This is a genomic window from Klebsiella sp. GB_Kp056, assembly GCF_040064755.1.
GTDB lineage: Bacteria > Pseudomonadota > Gammaproteobacteria > Enterobacterales > Enterobacteriaceae > Klebsiella > Klebsiella quasipneumoniae.
The window spans coordinates 1-13,942 of record NZ_JBEAJA010000065.1; the positions used below are offsets into that span (position 1 = coordinate 1).

The following is a 13,942-nucleotide window of genomic DNA, read 5'->3' on the forward strand; positions in this document are numbered from 1 at the left end:
GCACGACCTTGCCAAGGTCGGGGTCGCGAGTTCGAGTCTCGTTTCCCGCTCCAAATTTTCTTCCATCTCTTATTTATCCACAGTGCGATCCAGCGCCGGGGATGATTTTCGTTTGGTCTGCAGAAATACTGTGAACAGAGTTATCCACAGGTTGTCGTTTCGTCTCTGACGGCGTAAATGCTTCGCTTTGTAAATAATATCTTTATATCTAATTGAAATTTAACAATTAAATTTCATTTCGAAATGTTAATCCGATCACTTGACCTCGGTCTGCGCCTTGAAACGCAATGTGTTTTAGATTTTATTCACAGCCTGTGAATGAATCAGGCGTCGCGCGGCAGCCCTTTCTCTACCACCCTGACCAGACGTAATTTTTTCGGCAGCTGTACTTCAACGGCGTCGGCGCTCCGTTTTTTCAGCTGCTGGGCCATCGCCCACTCAATGTGTTCGTCGAGAAGCGGGTGCTCGCCCAGGCGACTCTCCAGCGCGCGAAGATGGGCTTCATCCCAGGGCGCATTACCCAGCGCGACGGCGATATTACGCAGCCAGCGCAGGTGACCAATGCGACGAATCGCCGACCCTTCGGTCACCTTCAGAAACCACGCTTCGCTCCAGGCGAACAGCTCCACCAGCGGCGGGGCATGCAGCGCCTGGCGCGGACTGAAATCCTCTTCATCGGTGAGCTGTGAGAAACGGTTCCACGGGCAGATGAGCTGGCAGTCGTCACAGCCATAGATCCGGTTGCCGATGAGCGGACGGAATTCCTCCGGGATCGCGCCTTCCAGTTCGATGGTGAGATAGGAGATGCAGCGGCGGGCGTCGACGGTATAGGGCTCGACGATGGCCCCGGTGGGGCAGATGGTCATGCAGGCGACGCAGCGTCCACACTCCTCCGCGACCGGGCTGTCGACCGGCAGGGGCAGGTCAATCAGCAGTTCGCCGAGGAAAAAGAAGGAGCCGGCGTCGCGGCTTAAGATAAGTGAGTGCTTACCTGTCCATCCAAGGCCCGCTTTTTCTGCGATGGGCCGCTCCAGGATAGGCGCGGAATCGACAAAAGGTCTAAAATTGAGCGAAGCACACTGTTCCTGAATCTTCTCACCCAGTTTTTTCAGGCGATTACGTAGCAGCTTATGATAATCACGCCCAAGGGCATAACGGCTGACGTAACCCAGCGCGGGATCTTTCAGGGTGCGGGCAAAGGCGGCGTTGGCGGGCAGATAGTTCATCCGCACGCTGATGACGCGTAACGTACCGGGCAGCAGTTCGTGGGGGCGGGCGCGCATCATACCGTGACGGGCCATCCACTCCATTTCGCCGTGGTATTGTTTATCCAGCCATGCCTGCAGTTTGGGTTCACTGGCGCTAAGGTCGGTATCGGCGATACCGACCTGCTGGAACCCGAGCTCTGTGCCCCATTGTTTGATTTGTTGCGCTAACTGAACGAGATCGAGGGGCTGTGACATGATGGACCATACAATGACGAAAAACCCTGACAGTATACCATACAACATTTGGCCTGCGGAGGCGCTGCGCCTGGCCGAACGAGAGGCGGCGGACAGCCTGGGACTGACGCTGTTTGAACTGATGCAGCGCGCGGGCGAGGCGGCGTTCCAGCTGGCCAGCCGCGCTTTTCCTGACAGCGCGCACTGGCTGATCCTCTGCGGGCATGGCAACAACGGCGGCGACGGATATGTCGTCGCGCGTCTGGCCCAGGCCGCCGGGCGGCGGGTGACGCTGCTGGCGGTGGAGAGTGACAACCCGCTGCCGGAAGAGGCGCAGGCGGCGCGGGAGGCATGGCTTAACGCCGGCGGCGTGATCCATGCGGACACTGTCCCCTGGCCAGACGATATCTCACTGATTATTGACGGCCTGCTCGGCACCGGGTTGCGCAGTGCGCCGCGCGAATCCATCGCGGCGCTCATCCACCAGGCGAACCACCATCCTGCGCCGGTGGTGGCTCTGGATATCCCTTCCGGCCTGAATGCGCAGACCGGCGCGACGCCGGGGGCGGTCATTCAGGCCGACCATACGCTGACGTTTATTGCGCTCAAGCCGGGGCTGCTGACCGGCAAGGCGCGGGATGTCGTCGGGCAGCTCCACCATCATGCGCTGGGGCTTGAGCGCTGGCTCGCCGGACAAAGTACCCCCCTGACGCGATTTTGCGCCGCCCACCTTGCCGACTGGCTGCCGCCGCGCCGGGCTACCTCCCATAAGGGCGATCACGGCAAGCTGGCGATCGTCGGCGGCGATCGCGGCACGGCAGGCGCGATTCGCATGTGCGGTGAAGCGGCTTTACGCGCTGGCGCAGGGCTGGTGCGAGTGCTCACTCACCCTGAGAATGTGGCGCCCATTGTCACCGCCCGGCCGGAATTAATGGTGGATGAACTGACGCCGCAGACCCTGAAAGCCGCGCTGGAATGGGCGGATGTGGTGGCGATTGGCCCGGGACTGGGGCAGAACGAGTGGGGACGCAGCGCCCTGCGCATGGTGGAAAGTGTTAACAAACCGATGGTCTGGGACGCAGACGCGCTGAACCTGCTGGCATTCAATCCCGATAAACGTCACAATCGCGTGCTGACGCCGCACCCCGGCGAAGCGGCCCGTCTGCTGAACGTCAGCGTGGCAGAAATTGAAAGCGATCGCTTACTTTCTGCGCAGCGTCTGGTAAAACGGTATGGCGGCGTGGTCGTGCTAAAAGGCGCGGGCACGGTGGTGGCCAGTGAAAGCGGGGCGATGGGCATTATCGACGCCGGCAATGCCGGGATGGCCAGCGGCGGAATGGGCGATGTGCTCACTGGCATTATCGCCGCATTGTTAGGACAGCACCTGACGCCGTATGATGCTGCCTGTGCCGGGTGCGTCGCGCATGGCGATGCCGCCGACCGACTGGCCGCCCGCGAGGGCACCCGCGGCATGCTGGCGACCGATCTCTTTTCCACGCTCAGGCGTGTTGTTAACCCGGATGTGATTGACGTAGACCATGATTAACCGAGTGATTCCTTTACCCGATGAGCAGGCCACGCTGGCCCTGGGCGACCGTATTGCGCAGGCCTGTACCGGCGCCACCGTGATTTACCTGTATGGTGACTTAGGCGCGGGGAAAACCACCTTTAGCCGCGGCTTTTTACAGGCGCTCGGTCACCGCGGCAATGTCAAAAGCCCAACCTATACCCTGGTGGAGCCGTACACCCTCGACAAACTGATGGTGTATCACTTCGATCTCTACCGCCTGGCGGATCCTGAGGAGCTGGAATTTATGGGGATCCGCGATTATTTTGCCGACGATGCCATCTGCCTGGTGGAATGGCCGCAGCAAGGCGCAGGTGTCCTGCCTGACCCGGACGTTGAAATTCACCTTGATTACCAGGCACAAGGGCGTGAGGCGCGCATTACCGCGATCTCCTCACGGGGTGAGTCTTTACTGGCGCGTTTAGCCATTTAGCCTGAAGGATGACGGGATGAAGTATCGCATAACCACCTGGCTTGCCGCTGCGCTGATGCTGTCGAGTCTTCACGCCACTGCGGCGAGTTTATCCGATATCCAGGTCTCCAACGGAGACCAGCAGGCCCGTATAACTCTTAGCTTTGTCGGTGAACCGGAGTATTCCTTTACCCCGCAGGGCAAACGACTGGTGGCGCTGGATATCAAGCAGACCGGCGTATTGCAGGGACTGCCGCTGAAGTTTAGCGGCAGCAACCTGGTGAAGAGTATTCGCGCCGGTACGCCGCAGGATACGCAGACGCTGCGTCTGCTGGTGGATCTGACGGAAGATGGCAAAACCCGGGCGGTGAAGCAGCAGAACGGGGCGAATTACACGGTGGTCTTTACCATCAACGCCGACGCGCCGCCACCGCCACCGCCGCCGCCTCCTGTGGTGGTGAAACGGGCCGACCCGCCGCCGGTAATGCCTTCCCGGACGGCGACGGCGGGACGCAATCCGTTTAGCTCGTCGGGCCACGATCGGCAGACGGTGATGACCCCCTCTCAGCCGGCGATGACCAACAATCAGACCGTGACCCGTCCGGCGGCCCGCACGGTGTCGGCGCAGGATAAGGTGATTATCGCCATCGACGCCGGGCACGGCGGTCAGGATCCTGGCGCGATTGGCCCGAATGGCACCAAAGAGAAGAACGTGACTATCGCTATCGCGCGCAAGCTGCGGGCGCTGCTGAACGCCGATCCGCAGTTTAAACCGGTGCTGACCCGTGACGGGGATTACTTTATTTCGGTAATGGGGCGCTCGGATGTGGCGCGTAAGCAAAACGCCAACTTCCTCGTCTCAATCCATGCCGACGCCGCGCCAAACCGCGATGCCACCGGCGCCTCGGTATGGGTGCTCTCGAACCGTCGCGCCAACAGTGAAATGGCCGGCTGGCTGGAGCAGCATGAGAAGCAGTCTGAACTGCTCGGCGGCGCGGGCGATGTGCTGGCGAACAGCCAGGCCGATCCCTACCTGAGCCAGGCGGTGCTGGATCTGCAGTTCGGTCACTCCCAGCGCGTCGGCTACGATGTGGCGACTAACGTGCTCAGCCAGCTGCAGCGGATTGGCAATCTGCATAAGCGCCGTCCTGAGCATGCCAGCCTCGGCGTACTGCGCTCGCCGGACATTCCGTCGATCCTCGTGGAAACAGGCTTTATCAGTAACAACGGGGAAGAACGGCTGCTGGGGAGCGATGATTACCAGGAGCAGATTGCGGAGGCGATTTACAACGGTCTGCGCAACTACTTTATGCAGCATCCGCTGCAGTCTGCGCCTCGCGGCGAGGCGGCGCAGACCGCCAGCGCCGCAGCGCCAGGCGGGATGTTGATTAACTAAGGAGCAGGGGATGCCGATTCAGGTTCTGCCGCCGCAGCTCGCCAACCAGATTGCCGCCGGCGAAGTGGTGGAACGGCCCGCGTCGGTGGTGAAAGAGCTGGTTGAAAACAGCCTTGATGCGGGCGCCACGCGAATTGATATTGATATCGAACGCGGCGGCGCGAAGCTCATTCGCATTCGCGATAACGGCTGCGGCATCAAAAAAGACGAGCTGGCGCTGGCCCTGGCTCGCCACGCGACCAGCAAAATCGCCTCGCTCGACGATCTCGAAGCCATTATCAGCCTCGGCTTTCGCGGCGAAGCGCTGGCCAGTATTAGCTCGGTGGCGCGTCTGACGCTCACCTCGCGCACGGCGGAACAGCAGGAAGCCTGGCAGGCGTATGCCGAAGGCCGCGATCAGGCGGTGACGGTGAAGCCGGCGGCGCACCCGGTCGGCACCACCCTGGAAGTCCTCGATCTGTTCTACAATACCCCGGCGCGGCGCAAATTTATGCGTACCGAAAAGACTGAGTTCGGCCACATTGACGAGGTGGTCCGCCGCATTGCGCTGGCGCGCTTCGACGTCACCATCAACCTCAGCCATAACGGCAAGGTGATGCGCCAGTATCGGGCAGTCGCTCAGGATGGCCAACGGGAGCGGCGGCTGGGAACCATCTGTGGCGCCGCCTTTCTTGAACATGCCCTGGCGATTGAGTGGCAGCATGGCGATCTGACCCTGCGCGGCTGGGTCGCCGATCCGCTGCATACCACCCCTGCGCTGGCGGAAATTCAGTATTGCTACGTTAACGGGCGGATGATGCGCGACCGGCTGATCAACCACGCTATCCGCCAGGCCTGTGAAGACAAACTGGGGGCCGATCAGCAGCCGGCGTTTGTGCTGTATCTGGAGATCGATCCCCATCAGGTGGATGTGAACGTCCACCCGGCCAAGCATGAGGTGCGTTTCCATCAGTCGCGCCTGGTGCATGACTTTATCTACCAGGGCGTACTGAGCGTGCTGCAGCAGCAACTTGACGCGCCGCTGGCGGAAAAAGACGACCCGCCGGCGCCCCGTGCGATGCCGGAGAACCGGATCGCGGCGGGCGGCAACCAGTTTGCGCGGCCGTCGGAAGCGCGTGAACCGGCAACCCGTTTCAGCATCACGCCATCGCGTGAGCCTGCGGCCTCCAGCGGCAGGCCGGGCGGCGCGAGCTGGCCGCACGCGCAGCCGGGTTACCAGAAGCAGCAAGGGGCGCTTTATCGTCAGTTGCTCGACACGCCAACGGCGCCAAAGCCCGCGTTACAGACTCCGGGCACGGCGGAACTGGCCGGTCACAGCCAGAGCTTTGGCAGAGTGCTGACGATTGTGAGCCGCGACTGCGCGCTGCTGGAGCGCGAGGGCGGCCTGGCGCTGCTGTCGTTGACCGTTGCCGAGCGCTGGCTGCGTCAGGCGCAGTTGACCCCGGGAGCAGAGGCCGTCTGTGCCCAGCCGCTGCTGATCCCCTTGCGGTTAAAAGTGACGGAAGGGGAAAAACAGGCGCTGGCCGCCGCGCAGCCTGCGCTGACGCAGCTGGGGATCGATATGCATACCGATGCCCTGCACGTGACGGTGCGCGCGGTCCCTTTACCCTTAAGACAACAAAATTTACAAATCTTGATTCCTGAACTGATAGGCTACCTGGCGCAGCAAAACGCATTCGACGTCGGCAATATCGCCCAATGGATGGCGCGTAATCTGACGAGCGAACAGACGTCATGGAATATGGCGCAGGCGATTGCGCTGCTGGCGGACGTTGAGCGTCTTTGCCCGCAGCTGGTGAGAACGCCGCCGGGTGGCCTGTTACAACCTGTAGATCTCCATTCGGCGATGAATGCCCTGAAAGATGAATGATGTAACCGAGGCGAGCCTGCCCAAGGCAATTTTTTTAATGGGCCCGACGGCCTCCGGCAAAACCGCGCTGGCGATAGCCTTACGTAAAGTTTTGCCAGTAGAGTTGATTAGTGTTGATTCCGCCCTCATTTATCGGGGAATGGATATTGGCACCGCCAAACCGGATGCCGCAGAGCTGAGCGCCGCGCCGCACCGGCTGCTGGATATTTTGGATCCTGCAGAGGCCTATTCCGCGGCGGATTTTCGCCGCGATGCGCTGGCGGCGATGGCGGAAATTGTCGCCGCCGGGCGAATTCCGCTGTTAGTCGGCGGGACGATGTTGTATTTCAAAGCGTTGCTGGAAGGATTGTCGCCCTTACCGTCCGCTGACCCAGAGGTCAGAGCGCGGATTGAGCAACAGGCCGCAGAGCAGGGGTGGAACGCGTTACATCAGCAGTTACAGGAGATCGATCCCGTGGCGGCTGCGCGTATTCATCCAAATGATCCGCAAAGGCTTTCCCGGGCACTGGAAGTTTTTTTCATTTCGGGTAAAACTTTAACGGAACTGACGCAAACGTCAGGAGACGCTCTGCCATATCAGGTGCATCAGTTCGCCATCGCCCCGGCGAGCCGTGAACTGCTCCATCAACGCATAGAACAGCGTTTTCATCAGATGTTAGCTTCAGGTTTTGAAGCAGAAGTACGGGCGCTTTTTGCCCGCGGAGATTTGCATACGGATATGCCTTCCATCCGTTGTGTCGGATACCGCCAGATGTGGTCATATCTCAATGGCGAGATCCCATATGATGAGATGGTTTATCGAGGTGTTTGCGCCACGAGACAGTTAGCCAAACGTCAGGTCACCTGGCTGCGCGGTTGGGAAGGTGTGCACTGGTTAGACAGTGAACAACCTGAACAAGCGCTCAACAAAGTATTACAGGTTGTTGGTGCGAGCCAGAACTGAACGTGTACAATTAAACGGTATCGTGCGTAATTTTTTTTGAGAATCGTAAGGTTCTGAGTACAAAACAAGCATACATATAAGGAAAAGAGAGAATGGCTAAGGGGCAATCTTTACAAGATCCGTTCCTGAACGCTTTGCGTCGGGAACGCGTTCCGGTTTCTATTTATTTGGTGAATGGTATCAAGCTGCAAGGGCAAATTGAGTCTTTCGATCAGTTCGTGATCCTGTTGAAGAACACGGTCAGCCAGATGGTCTATAAGCACGCAATTTCTACTGTTGTCCCGTCTCGCCCGGTGTCTCACCACAGCAACAATGCTGGCGGCGGTTCCAGTAACTATCACCACGGTGGTAGCGCGCAGGGCTCTTCTGCGCCACAACAAGACAGCGACGACGCCGAATAAGGCTAGTGCTGTTTTTCCACGCCGGGGAGCCAGGTTTTCTGCGTTCCCCGCTGGTATTTTATAAGGGGTTTACGCTTGTTTGACCGTTATGACGCCGGTGAGCAGGCGGTACTGGTACACATCTATTTTTCGCAAGACAAAGATATGGAAGACCTCCAGGAGTTTGAAACTCTGGCCTCTTCCGCCGGTGTCGAAGCAATGCAGGTGATTACCGGTAGCCGTAAAGCACCGCACCCGAAGTACTTTGTTGGTGAAGGTAAGGCAGTCGAAATTGCGGAAGCCGTTAAAGCGACCGGCGCTTCGGTCGTGCTCTTCGATCATGCCCTGAGTCCGGCGCAAGAACGCAACCTGGAACGCCTGTGCGAATGCCGGGTTATCGATCGTACCGGTCTTATTTTAGATATTTTCGCTCAGCGCGCGCGCACCCATGAAGGGAAACTGCAGGTCGAGCTGGCGCAGCTGCGCCATATGGCGACCCGCCTTGTCCGCGGCTGGACCCACCTTGAAAGACAAAAGGGCGGGATCGGTTTGCGTGGCCCGGGTGAAACCCAGCTCGAAACTGACCGTCGTTTATTGCGTAACCGCATCATGCAGATCCTGTCGCGGCTGGAAAAAGTCGAAAAACAGCGTGAGCAGGGGCGGCGGTCGCGCGCGAAAGCCGATATTCCAACCGTGTCGCTGGTGGGCTACACCAACGCAGGAAAATCAACGCTCTTTAACCAGATCACCGCCGCCGAGGTCTATGCCGCGAACCAGCTGTTCGCCACTCTGGACCCGACGCTGCGCCGCATTGACGTCCCTGACGTCGGCGAAACGGTGCTGGCCGATACCGTCGGCTTTATTCGCCACCTGCCGCACGATCTGGTGGCCGCGTTTAAAGCGACGTTGCAGGAAACGCGTCAGGCGACGCTGCTGCTGCATGTGATTGACGCGGCGGATGTCCGCGTGCAGGAAAACATTGATGCGGTAAATACGGTTCTCGCTGAAATTGAGGCCGATGAGATCCCGGCGCTGCTGGTGATGAACAAAATCGACATGCTGGACGATTTTGAACCGCGCATCGATCGCGACGATGAAAATAAACCGATTCGGGTCTGGCTTTCCGCTCAGACCGGGGTTGGCGTACCACTGCTTTTTCAGGCGTTAACGGAGCGCCTTTCCGGTGAAGTGGCCCAGCATACGCTGCGCTTACCGCCGAAAGAAGGGCGACTGAGAAGCCGTTTCTATCAGCTTCAGGCGATAGAAAAAGAGTGGATGGAGGATGACGGCAGCGTGAGTCTGCAGGTGCGCATGCCGATCGTTGACTGGCGGCGCCTCTGTAAGCAAGAGCCAACGCTTGTTGACTATGTGGTTTGACCTTGCAGCTTGCCTGAAGATATTGACCCCTGTGGGGATATCAAAAACAAATATGGAGCATATACATGGCGTGGAATCAGCCCGGTAATAACGGACAGGACCGCGACCCGTGGGGGAGCAGCAAACCTGGCGGCAACTCTGAGGGAAATGGCAACAAAGGCGGTCGCGAGCAGGGGCCGCCGGATCTGGATGATATCTTCCGCAAGTTAAGTAAAAAACTTGGCGGGCTCGGCGGCGGCAAGGGCGGACTGGGCGGCGGTAATAGCGCGCAGGGACCTCGCGGACCGATGGGCGGGCGTATTGTCGGCATCGTTGCCGCGGCGGCAGTGATTATCTGGGCGGCCAGCGGTTTCTATACTATTAAAGAAGCCGAACGCGGCGTGGTCACCCGTTTTGGTAAGTTCAGCCATCTGGTTGAGCCGGGCCTGAACTGGAAGCCGACCTTTATCGATAACGTGCAGGCAGTAAACGTGGAGTCGGTACGTGAACTGGCGGCGTCCGGCGTCATGTTGACCTCTGACGAAAACGTGGTGCGCGTTGAGATGAACGTGCAGTACCGCGTCACCGATCCGGAGCGCTATCTGTTTAGCGTCACCAGCGCGGACGACAGCCTGCGTCAGGCCACCGACAGCGCGCTGCGCGGGGTGATCGGTAAATACACCATGGATCGCATTCTGACCGAAGGTCGTACCGTGATCCGTAGCGATACTCAGCGTGAGCTGGAAGAGACGATTCGCCCGTACAACATGGGCATCACTCTGCTGGACGTCAACTTCCAGACGGCACGTCCGCCGGAAGAGGTGAAAGCCGCGTTTGACGATGCCATTGCCGCGCGTGAGAACGAACAGCAGTACATTCGTGAAGCGGAGGCTTACACCAACGAAGTCCAGCCGCGCGCGAATGGTCAGGCGCAGCGTATCCTCGAAGAGGCACGCGCCTATAAGACCCAGACCGTCCTGGAAGCCCAGGGTGAAGTGGCTCGCTTTGCTAAGATCCTGCCGGAATACAAAGCCGCGCCGGAGATTACCCGCGAGCGTCTGTACATCGAAACGATGGAAAAAGTGCTGAGCCACACCCGTAAAGTGCTGGTTAATGACAGCAAAAACGGCAATCTGATGGTTCTGCCGCTGGACCAGATGCTGAAAGGCGCCGCTGCGCCGGCAGCAAAGAGCGATAGCAGTGACGCCAGCGATCTGCTGCGTCTGCCGCCTGCATCCAGCACTGGCAGCGCCAGCACCTCATCAACCTCGAGCTCAACCGGGGGTAGCATTATGGACCAACGCCGCGCTAACGCGCAGCGTAACGACTACCAGCGTCAGGGGGAATAACGATGCGTAAATCTGTTATCGCGATCATTGTCATCGTGCTGGTAGTGCTCTACATGTCAGTCTTTGTCGTGAAGGAGGGCGAGCGCGGTATCACGCTGCGTTTCGGTAAAGTTCTGCGCGACGACGAAAACAAGCCGCTGGTATACGCGCCAGGCCTGCACTTCAAGATCCCGTTTATCGAATCGGTGAAAATGCTGGATGCGCGTATTCAGACCATGGATAACCAGGCTGACCGTTTTGTCACCAAAGAGAAGAAAGACCTGATCGTCGACTCCTATATTAAATGGCGCATCAGCGACTTCAGCCGTTACTACCTGGCCACCGGCGGCGGCGACGTCTCCCAGGCAGAGGTGCTGCTGAAGCGTAAATTCTCGGACCGTCTGCGTTCTGAAATCGGCCGTCTGGATGTGAAAGACATCGTCACCGACTCCCGTGGCCGTCTGACGCTGGAAGTGCGTGATGCGCTGAACTCAGGGTCGGCCGGTACGGAAGACGAGGTTAGCACGCCGGCAGCTGACGACGCGATTGCCAAAGCGGCAGAGCGCGTGGAAGCTGAAACCAACGGCAAAGTGCAGGTGATCAACCCGAACAGTATGGCGGCGCTGGGTATTGAAGTCGTCGACGTGCGTATCAAGCAGATCAACCTGCCGGCGGAAGTGTCGGAAGCGATCTACAACCGTATGCGCGCGGAGCGTGAAGCGGTTGCTCGTCGCCACCGTTCACAGGGTCAGGAAGAGGCGGAAAAACTGCGCGCGACCGCGGACTATGAAGTCACCAAGACGCTGGCGGAAGCCGAGCGCCAGGGCCGTATCCTGCGTGGTGAAGGCGATGCGGAATCGGCAAAACTGTTTGCCGACGCGTTCAGCCAGGATCCGGGCTTCTATTCCTTTATTCGTAGCCTGCGCGCCTATGAGAAGAGCTTCCAGAGCAATCAGGATGTCATGGTCCTGAGCCCGGATAGCGATTTCTTCCGCTATATGCGTTCACCGGATTCGGTGCGTAAATAAGTCGAAGATGACAGTAACCTACAGTGGTTAATGCAAAAAGGCGCCTGAGACAGGCGCCTTTTTTTATGCTACGACGGCGTGAATTAGTTGCCGAGCAGCTTGTTCAGCAGGCCGCCGATCACCGGCAGGCTCGCCAGCGTACTCTCGATGGTGCCGCCGATAGATGAGCCAACGCTTTCGCCCAGGGTTTTGCCCAGGTCCGGCGCCAGATCGGCCAGATTAATGGTGCCAATCAGCGGCAGGTTGATGCTCAGGGCATCGGTGCCCATCGTCCATACGGCGGCGCCGACCTTGCTACCTAAGGAGGCCAGGCCATCCTGTAACCAACCTGCGCCGCTCACATTTTCGATTTCAAATGCGGTTAATTCTCTCATGATAATCTTCCTGATTATGTAGACGTACCGGGTTGTAGTACGCGACGGCATAGTTACAGTTTAAAAAATATCCATCAATACAATTGGTTGTGAATTATGTTTCACTTTGCTGGTTCATAATGAAGCTGAAATACGGGACAATGTGAAATGAGTGAATGAATTCACTGTGCTGGCCGATGACGCCTGCGAAGGCGGCGATGATACTTTTCAATTAGGGTTGACGATGAACTCCACCATTTGGCTGGCGCTGGCGCTGGTTTTAGTACTCGAAGGGCTTGGCCCGCTACTTTATCCGCGCGCCTGGCGCAAGATGGTCGCCAGCCTGAGCCAGCTCCCGGATAATTTATTGCGGCGCTTTGGCGGCGGACTTGTGGTTGCCGGGATTGTGATCTACTACATGTTGAGGAAATCGATTGGCTGATCAAAAAGTGGTCGGATTTGCCTTATTTTGGATGCAAAAAGTGCTGTAACTCTGAAAAAGCGATGGTAGAATCCATTTTTAAGCAAACGGTGATTTTGAAAAATGGGTAACAACGTCGTCGTACTGGGCACCCAATGGGGTGACGAAGGTAAAGGGAAGATCGTCGATCTCCTGACAGAACGGGCTAAATATGTTGTGCGCTACCAGGGTGGTCACAACGCCGGCCATACTCTCGTAATCAACGGTGAAAAAACCGTTCTCCATCTTATTCCATCAGGCATTCTGCGTGAAAACGTCACCAGCATCATCGGTAACGGCGTCGTGCTGTCTCCGGCTGCGCTGATGAAAGAGATGAAGGGCCTGGAAGACCGTGGTATCCCGGTTCGCGAGCGTCTGCTGCTCTCTGAAGCCTGCCCGCTTATCCTTGACTATCACGTGGCGCTGGACGTGGCGCGTGAAAAAGCGCGCGGCGCGAAGGCGATCGGCACCACCGGTCGCGGCATCGGCCCGGCTTACGAAGATAAAGTCGCTCGTCGCGGTCTGCGCGTTGGCGATCTGTTCGATAAAGCAACCTTCGCCGATAAACTGAAAGAAGTGATGGAATATCACAACTTCCAGCTGGTGAACTTCTACAAAGCAGAAGCCGTTGACTACCAGAAAGTGCTGGACGATGTAATGGCGATTGCCGACATCCTGACCGGCATGGTGGTGGACGTTTCCGACCTGCTGGATCAGGCGCGTAAACGCGGCGACTTCGTGATGTTCGAAGGCGCGCAGGGCACGCTGCTGGATATCGACCATGGTACTTATCCGTACGTAACCTCTTCCAACACCACTGCCGGTGGCGTGGCGACCGGCTCCGGCCTGGGCCCGCGTTATGTGGATTACGTTCTGGGTATCATCAAAGCTTACTCGACTCGCGTAGGCGCGGGTCCGTTCCCGACCGAACTGTTTGATGAAACCGGCGAGTTCCTCTGCAAGCAGGGTAACGAATTCGGCGCCACCACCGGTCGTCGTCGTCGTACCGGCTGGCTGGACGCCGTCGCGGTTCGTCGCGCGGTGCAGATTAACTCCCTGTCCGGCTTCTGCCTGACTAAACTGGACGTCCTCGACGGCCTGAAAGAAGTGAAAATCTGCGTTGGCTACCGTATGCCGGATGGCCGCGAAGTGACCACCACTCCGCTGGCAGCCGACAACTGGGAAGGTATCGAGCCTATCTACGAAACCATGCCGGGCTGGTCTGAAACCACCTTCGGCGTGAAAGAGCGCAGCGGCCTGCCGCAGGCAGCGCTGAACTACATCCAGCGTATTGAAGAGCTGACCGGCGTTCCGGTTGATATCATCTCTACCGGTCCAGACCGTACCGAGACCATGATTCTGCGCGACCCGTTCGACGCATAATCACTCGCAAGGGGCGCCGTTCGG

Annotated in this window: 13 protein-coding genes; 11 read left to right on the top strand and 2 right to left on the bottom strand. The window is 58.5% G+C overall.

What is annotated here, in order from left to right; genetic code table 11:
* Window positions 1–323 precede the first annotated feature (323 nt).
* Window positions 324–1,463, bottom strand: a complete 1,140-nt coding sequence (queG, locus tag ABLV52_RS22560) for a tRNA epoxyqueuosine(34) reductase QueG (RefSeq protein WP_032454627.1) — start codon at window positions 1,461–1,463, stop codon at window positions 324–326.
* Window positions 1,464–1,476: 13 nt separating this feature from the next.
* Between queG and nnr the strand changes: the two genes are divergently transcribed.
* From nnr to hflC, 9 genes are all read left to right on the top strand, one after another.
* Window positions 1,477–2,988: a bifunctional ADP-dependent NAD(P)H-hydrate dehydratase/NAD(P)H-hydrate epimerase gene (gene nnr / locus ABLV52_RS22565; protein WP_023291710.1), complete on the top strand. Its 1,512-nt coding sequence runs from the start codon at window positions 1,477–1,479 to the stop codon at window positions 2,986–2,988.
* Entirely contained in the window at window positions 2,981–3,442 is a 462-nt protein-coding gene (gene tsaE / locus ABLV52_RS22570; protein WP_004206439.1) for a tRNA (adenosine(37)-N6)-threonylcarbamoyltransferase complex ATPase subunit type 1 TsaE, read from the top strand. Before nnr ends, tsaE begins: the two co-directional genes overlap by 8 nt.
* Before the next feature lie 16 nt (window positions 3,443–3,458).
* Window positions 3,459–4,817, top strand: coding sequence for an N-acetylmuramoyl-L-alanine amidase AmiB (gene amiB / locus ABLV52_RS22575; RefSeq protein ID WP_044525185.1), 1,359 nt, complete (start codon window positions 3,459–3,461; stop codon window positions 4,815–4,817).
* 10 nt (window positions 4,818–4,827) lie between these two features.
* Window positions 4,828–6,687 carry a DNA mismatch repair endonuclease MutL gene (gene mutL, locus ABLV52_RS22580; protein ID WP_086076019.1) on the top strand — a complete coding sequence of 620 codons (1,860 nt, stop codon included), beginning with the start codon at window positions 4,828–4,830 and terminating at the stop codon, window positions 6,685–6,687.
* Window positions 6,680–7,630 (top strand): tRNA (adenosine(37)-N6)-dimethylallyltransferase MiaA, encoded by a 951-nt coding sequence (miaA, locus tag ABLV52_RS22585; RefSeq protein ID WP_004206442.1) that lies wholly within the window; start codon window positions 6,680–6,682, stop codon window positions 7,628–7,630. Before mutL ends, miaA begins: the two co-directional genes overlap by 8 nt.
* A gap of 92 nt (window positions 7,631–7,722) precedes the next feature.
* Window positions 7,723–8,031, top strand: a complete 309-nt coding sequence (gene hfq / locus ABLV52_RS22590; RefSeq protein WP_002885659.1) for an RNA chaperone Hfq — start codon at window positions 7,723–7,725, stop codon at window positions 8,029–8,031.
* A gap of 75 nt (window positions 8,032–8,106) precedes the next feature.
* Complete coding sequence (gene hflX / locus ABLV52_RS22595) at window positions 8,107–9,387, top strand: ribosome rescue GTPase HflX (protein ID WP_004146725.1); 1,281 nt, start codon at window positions 8,107–8,109, stop codon at window positions 9,385–9,387.
* A 65-nt stretch (window positions 9,388–9,452) separates the two neighbouring features.
* Entirely contained in the window at window positions 9,453–10,715 is a 1,263-nt protein-coding gene (gene hflK, locus ABLV52_RS22600; RefSeq protein ID WP_004206443.1) for an FtsH protease activity modulator HflK, read from the top strand.
* Between the two features lie 2 nt (window positions 10,716–10,717).
* The gene (gene hflC, locus ABLV52_RS22605) at window positions 10,718–11,722 is read left to right on the top strand and encodes a protease modulator HflC (RefSeq protein ID WP_004192484.1); all 1,005 of its coding nucleotides are present in this window, start codon (window positions 10,718–10,720) and stop codon (window positions 11,720–11,722) included.
* An 83-nt stretch (window positions 11,723–11,805) separates the two neighbouring features.
* Here hflC and ABLV52_RS22610 read toward each other — a convergent pair whose 3' ends face one another.
* Window positions 11,806–12,096, bottom strand: a complete 291-nt coding sequence (locus ABLV52_RS22610) for a hypothetical protein (RefSeq protein WP_048296471.1) — start codon at window positions 12,094–12,096, stop codon at window positions 11,806–11,808.
* 223 nt (window positions 12,097–12,319) lie between these two features.
* On the opposite strand from ABLV52_RS22610, the gene ABLV52_RS22615 reads away from it, so the two are divergent.
* Together ABLV52_RS22615 and ABLV52_RS22620 are read left to right on the top strand one after the other, a co-directional pair.
* Window positions 12,320–12,517: a DUF2065 domain-containing protein gene (locus ABLV52_RS22615; RefSeq protein ID WP_002885664.1), complete on the top strand. Its 198-nt coding sequence runs from the start codon at window positions 12,320–12,322 to the stop codon at window positions 12,515–12,517.
* A 102-nt stretch (window positions 12,518–12,619) separates the two neighbouring features.
* A complete protein-coding gene (locus tag ABLV52_RS22620; protein WP_012543110.1) occupies window positions 12,620–13,918 on the top strand; it encodes an adenylosuccinate synthase in 1,299 nt (432 codons plus the stop codon).
* Window positions 13,919–13,942: the final 24 nt, after the last annotated feature.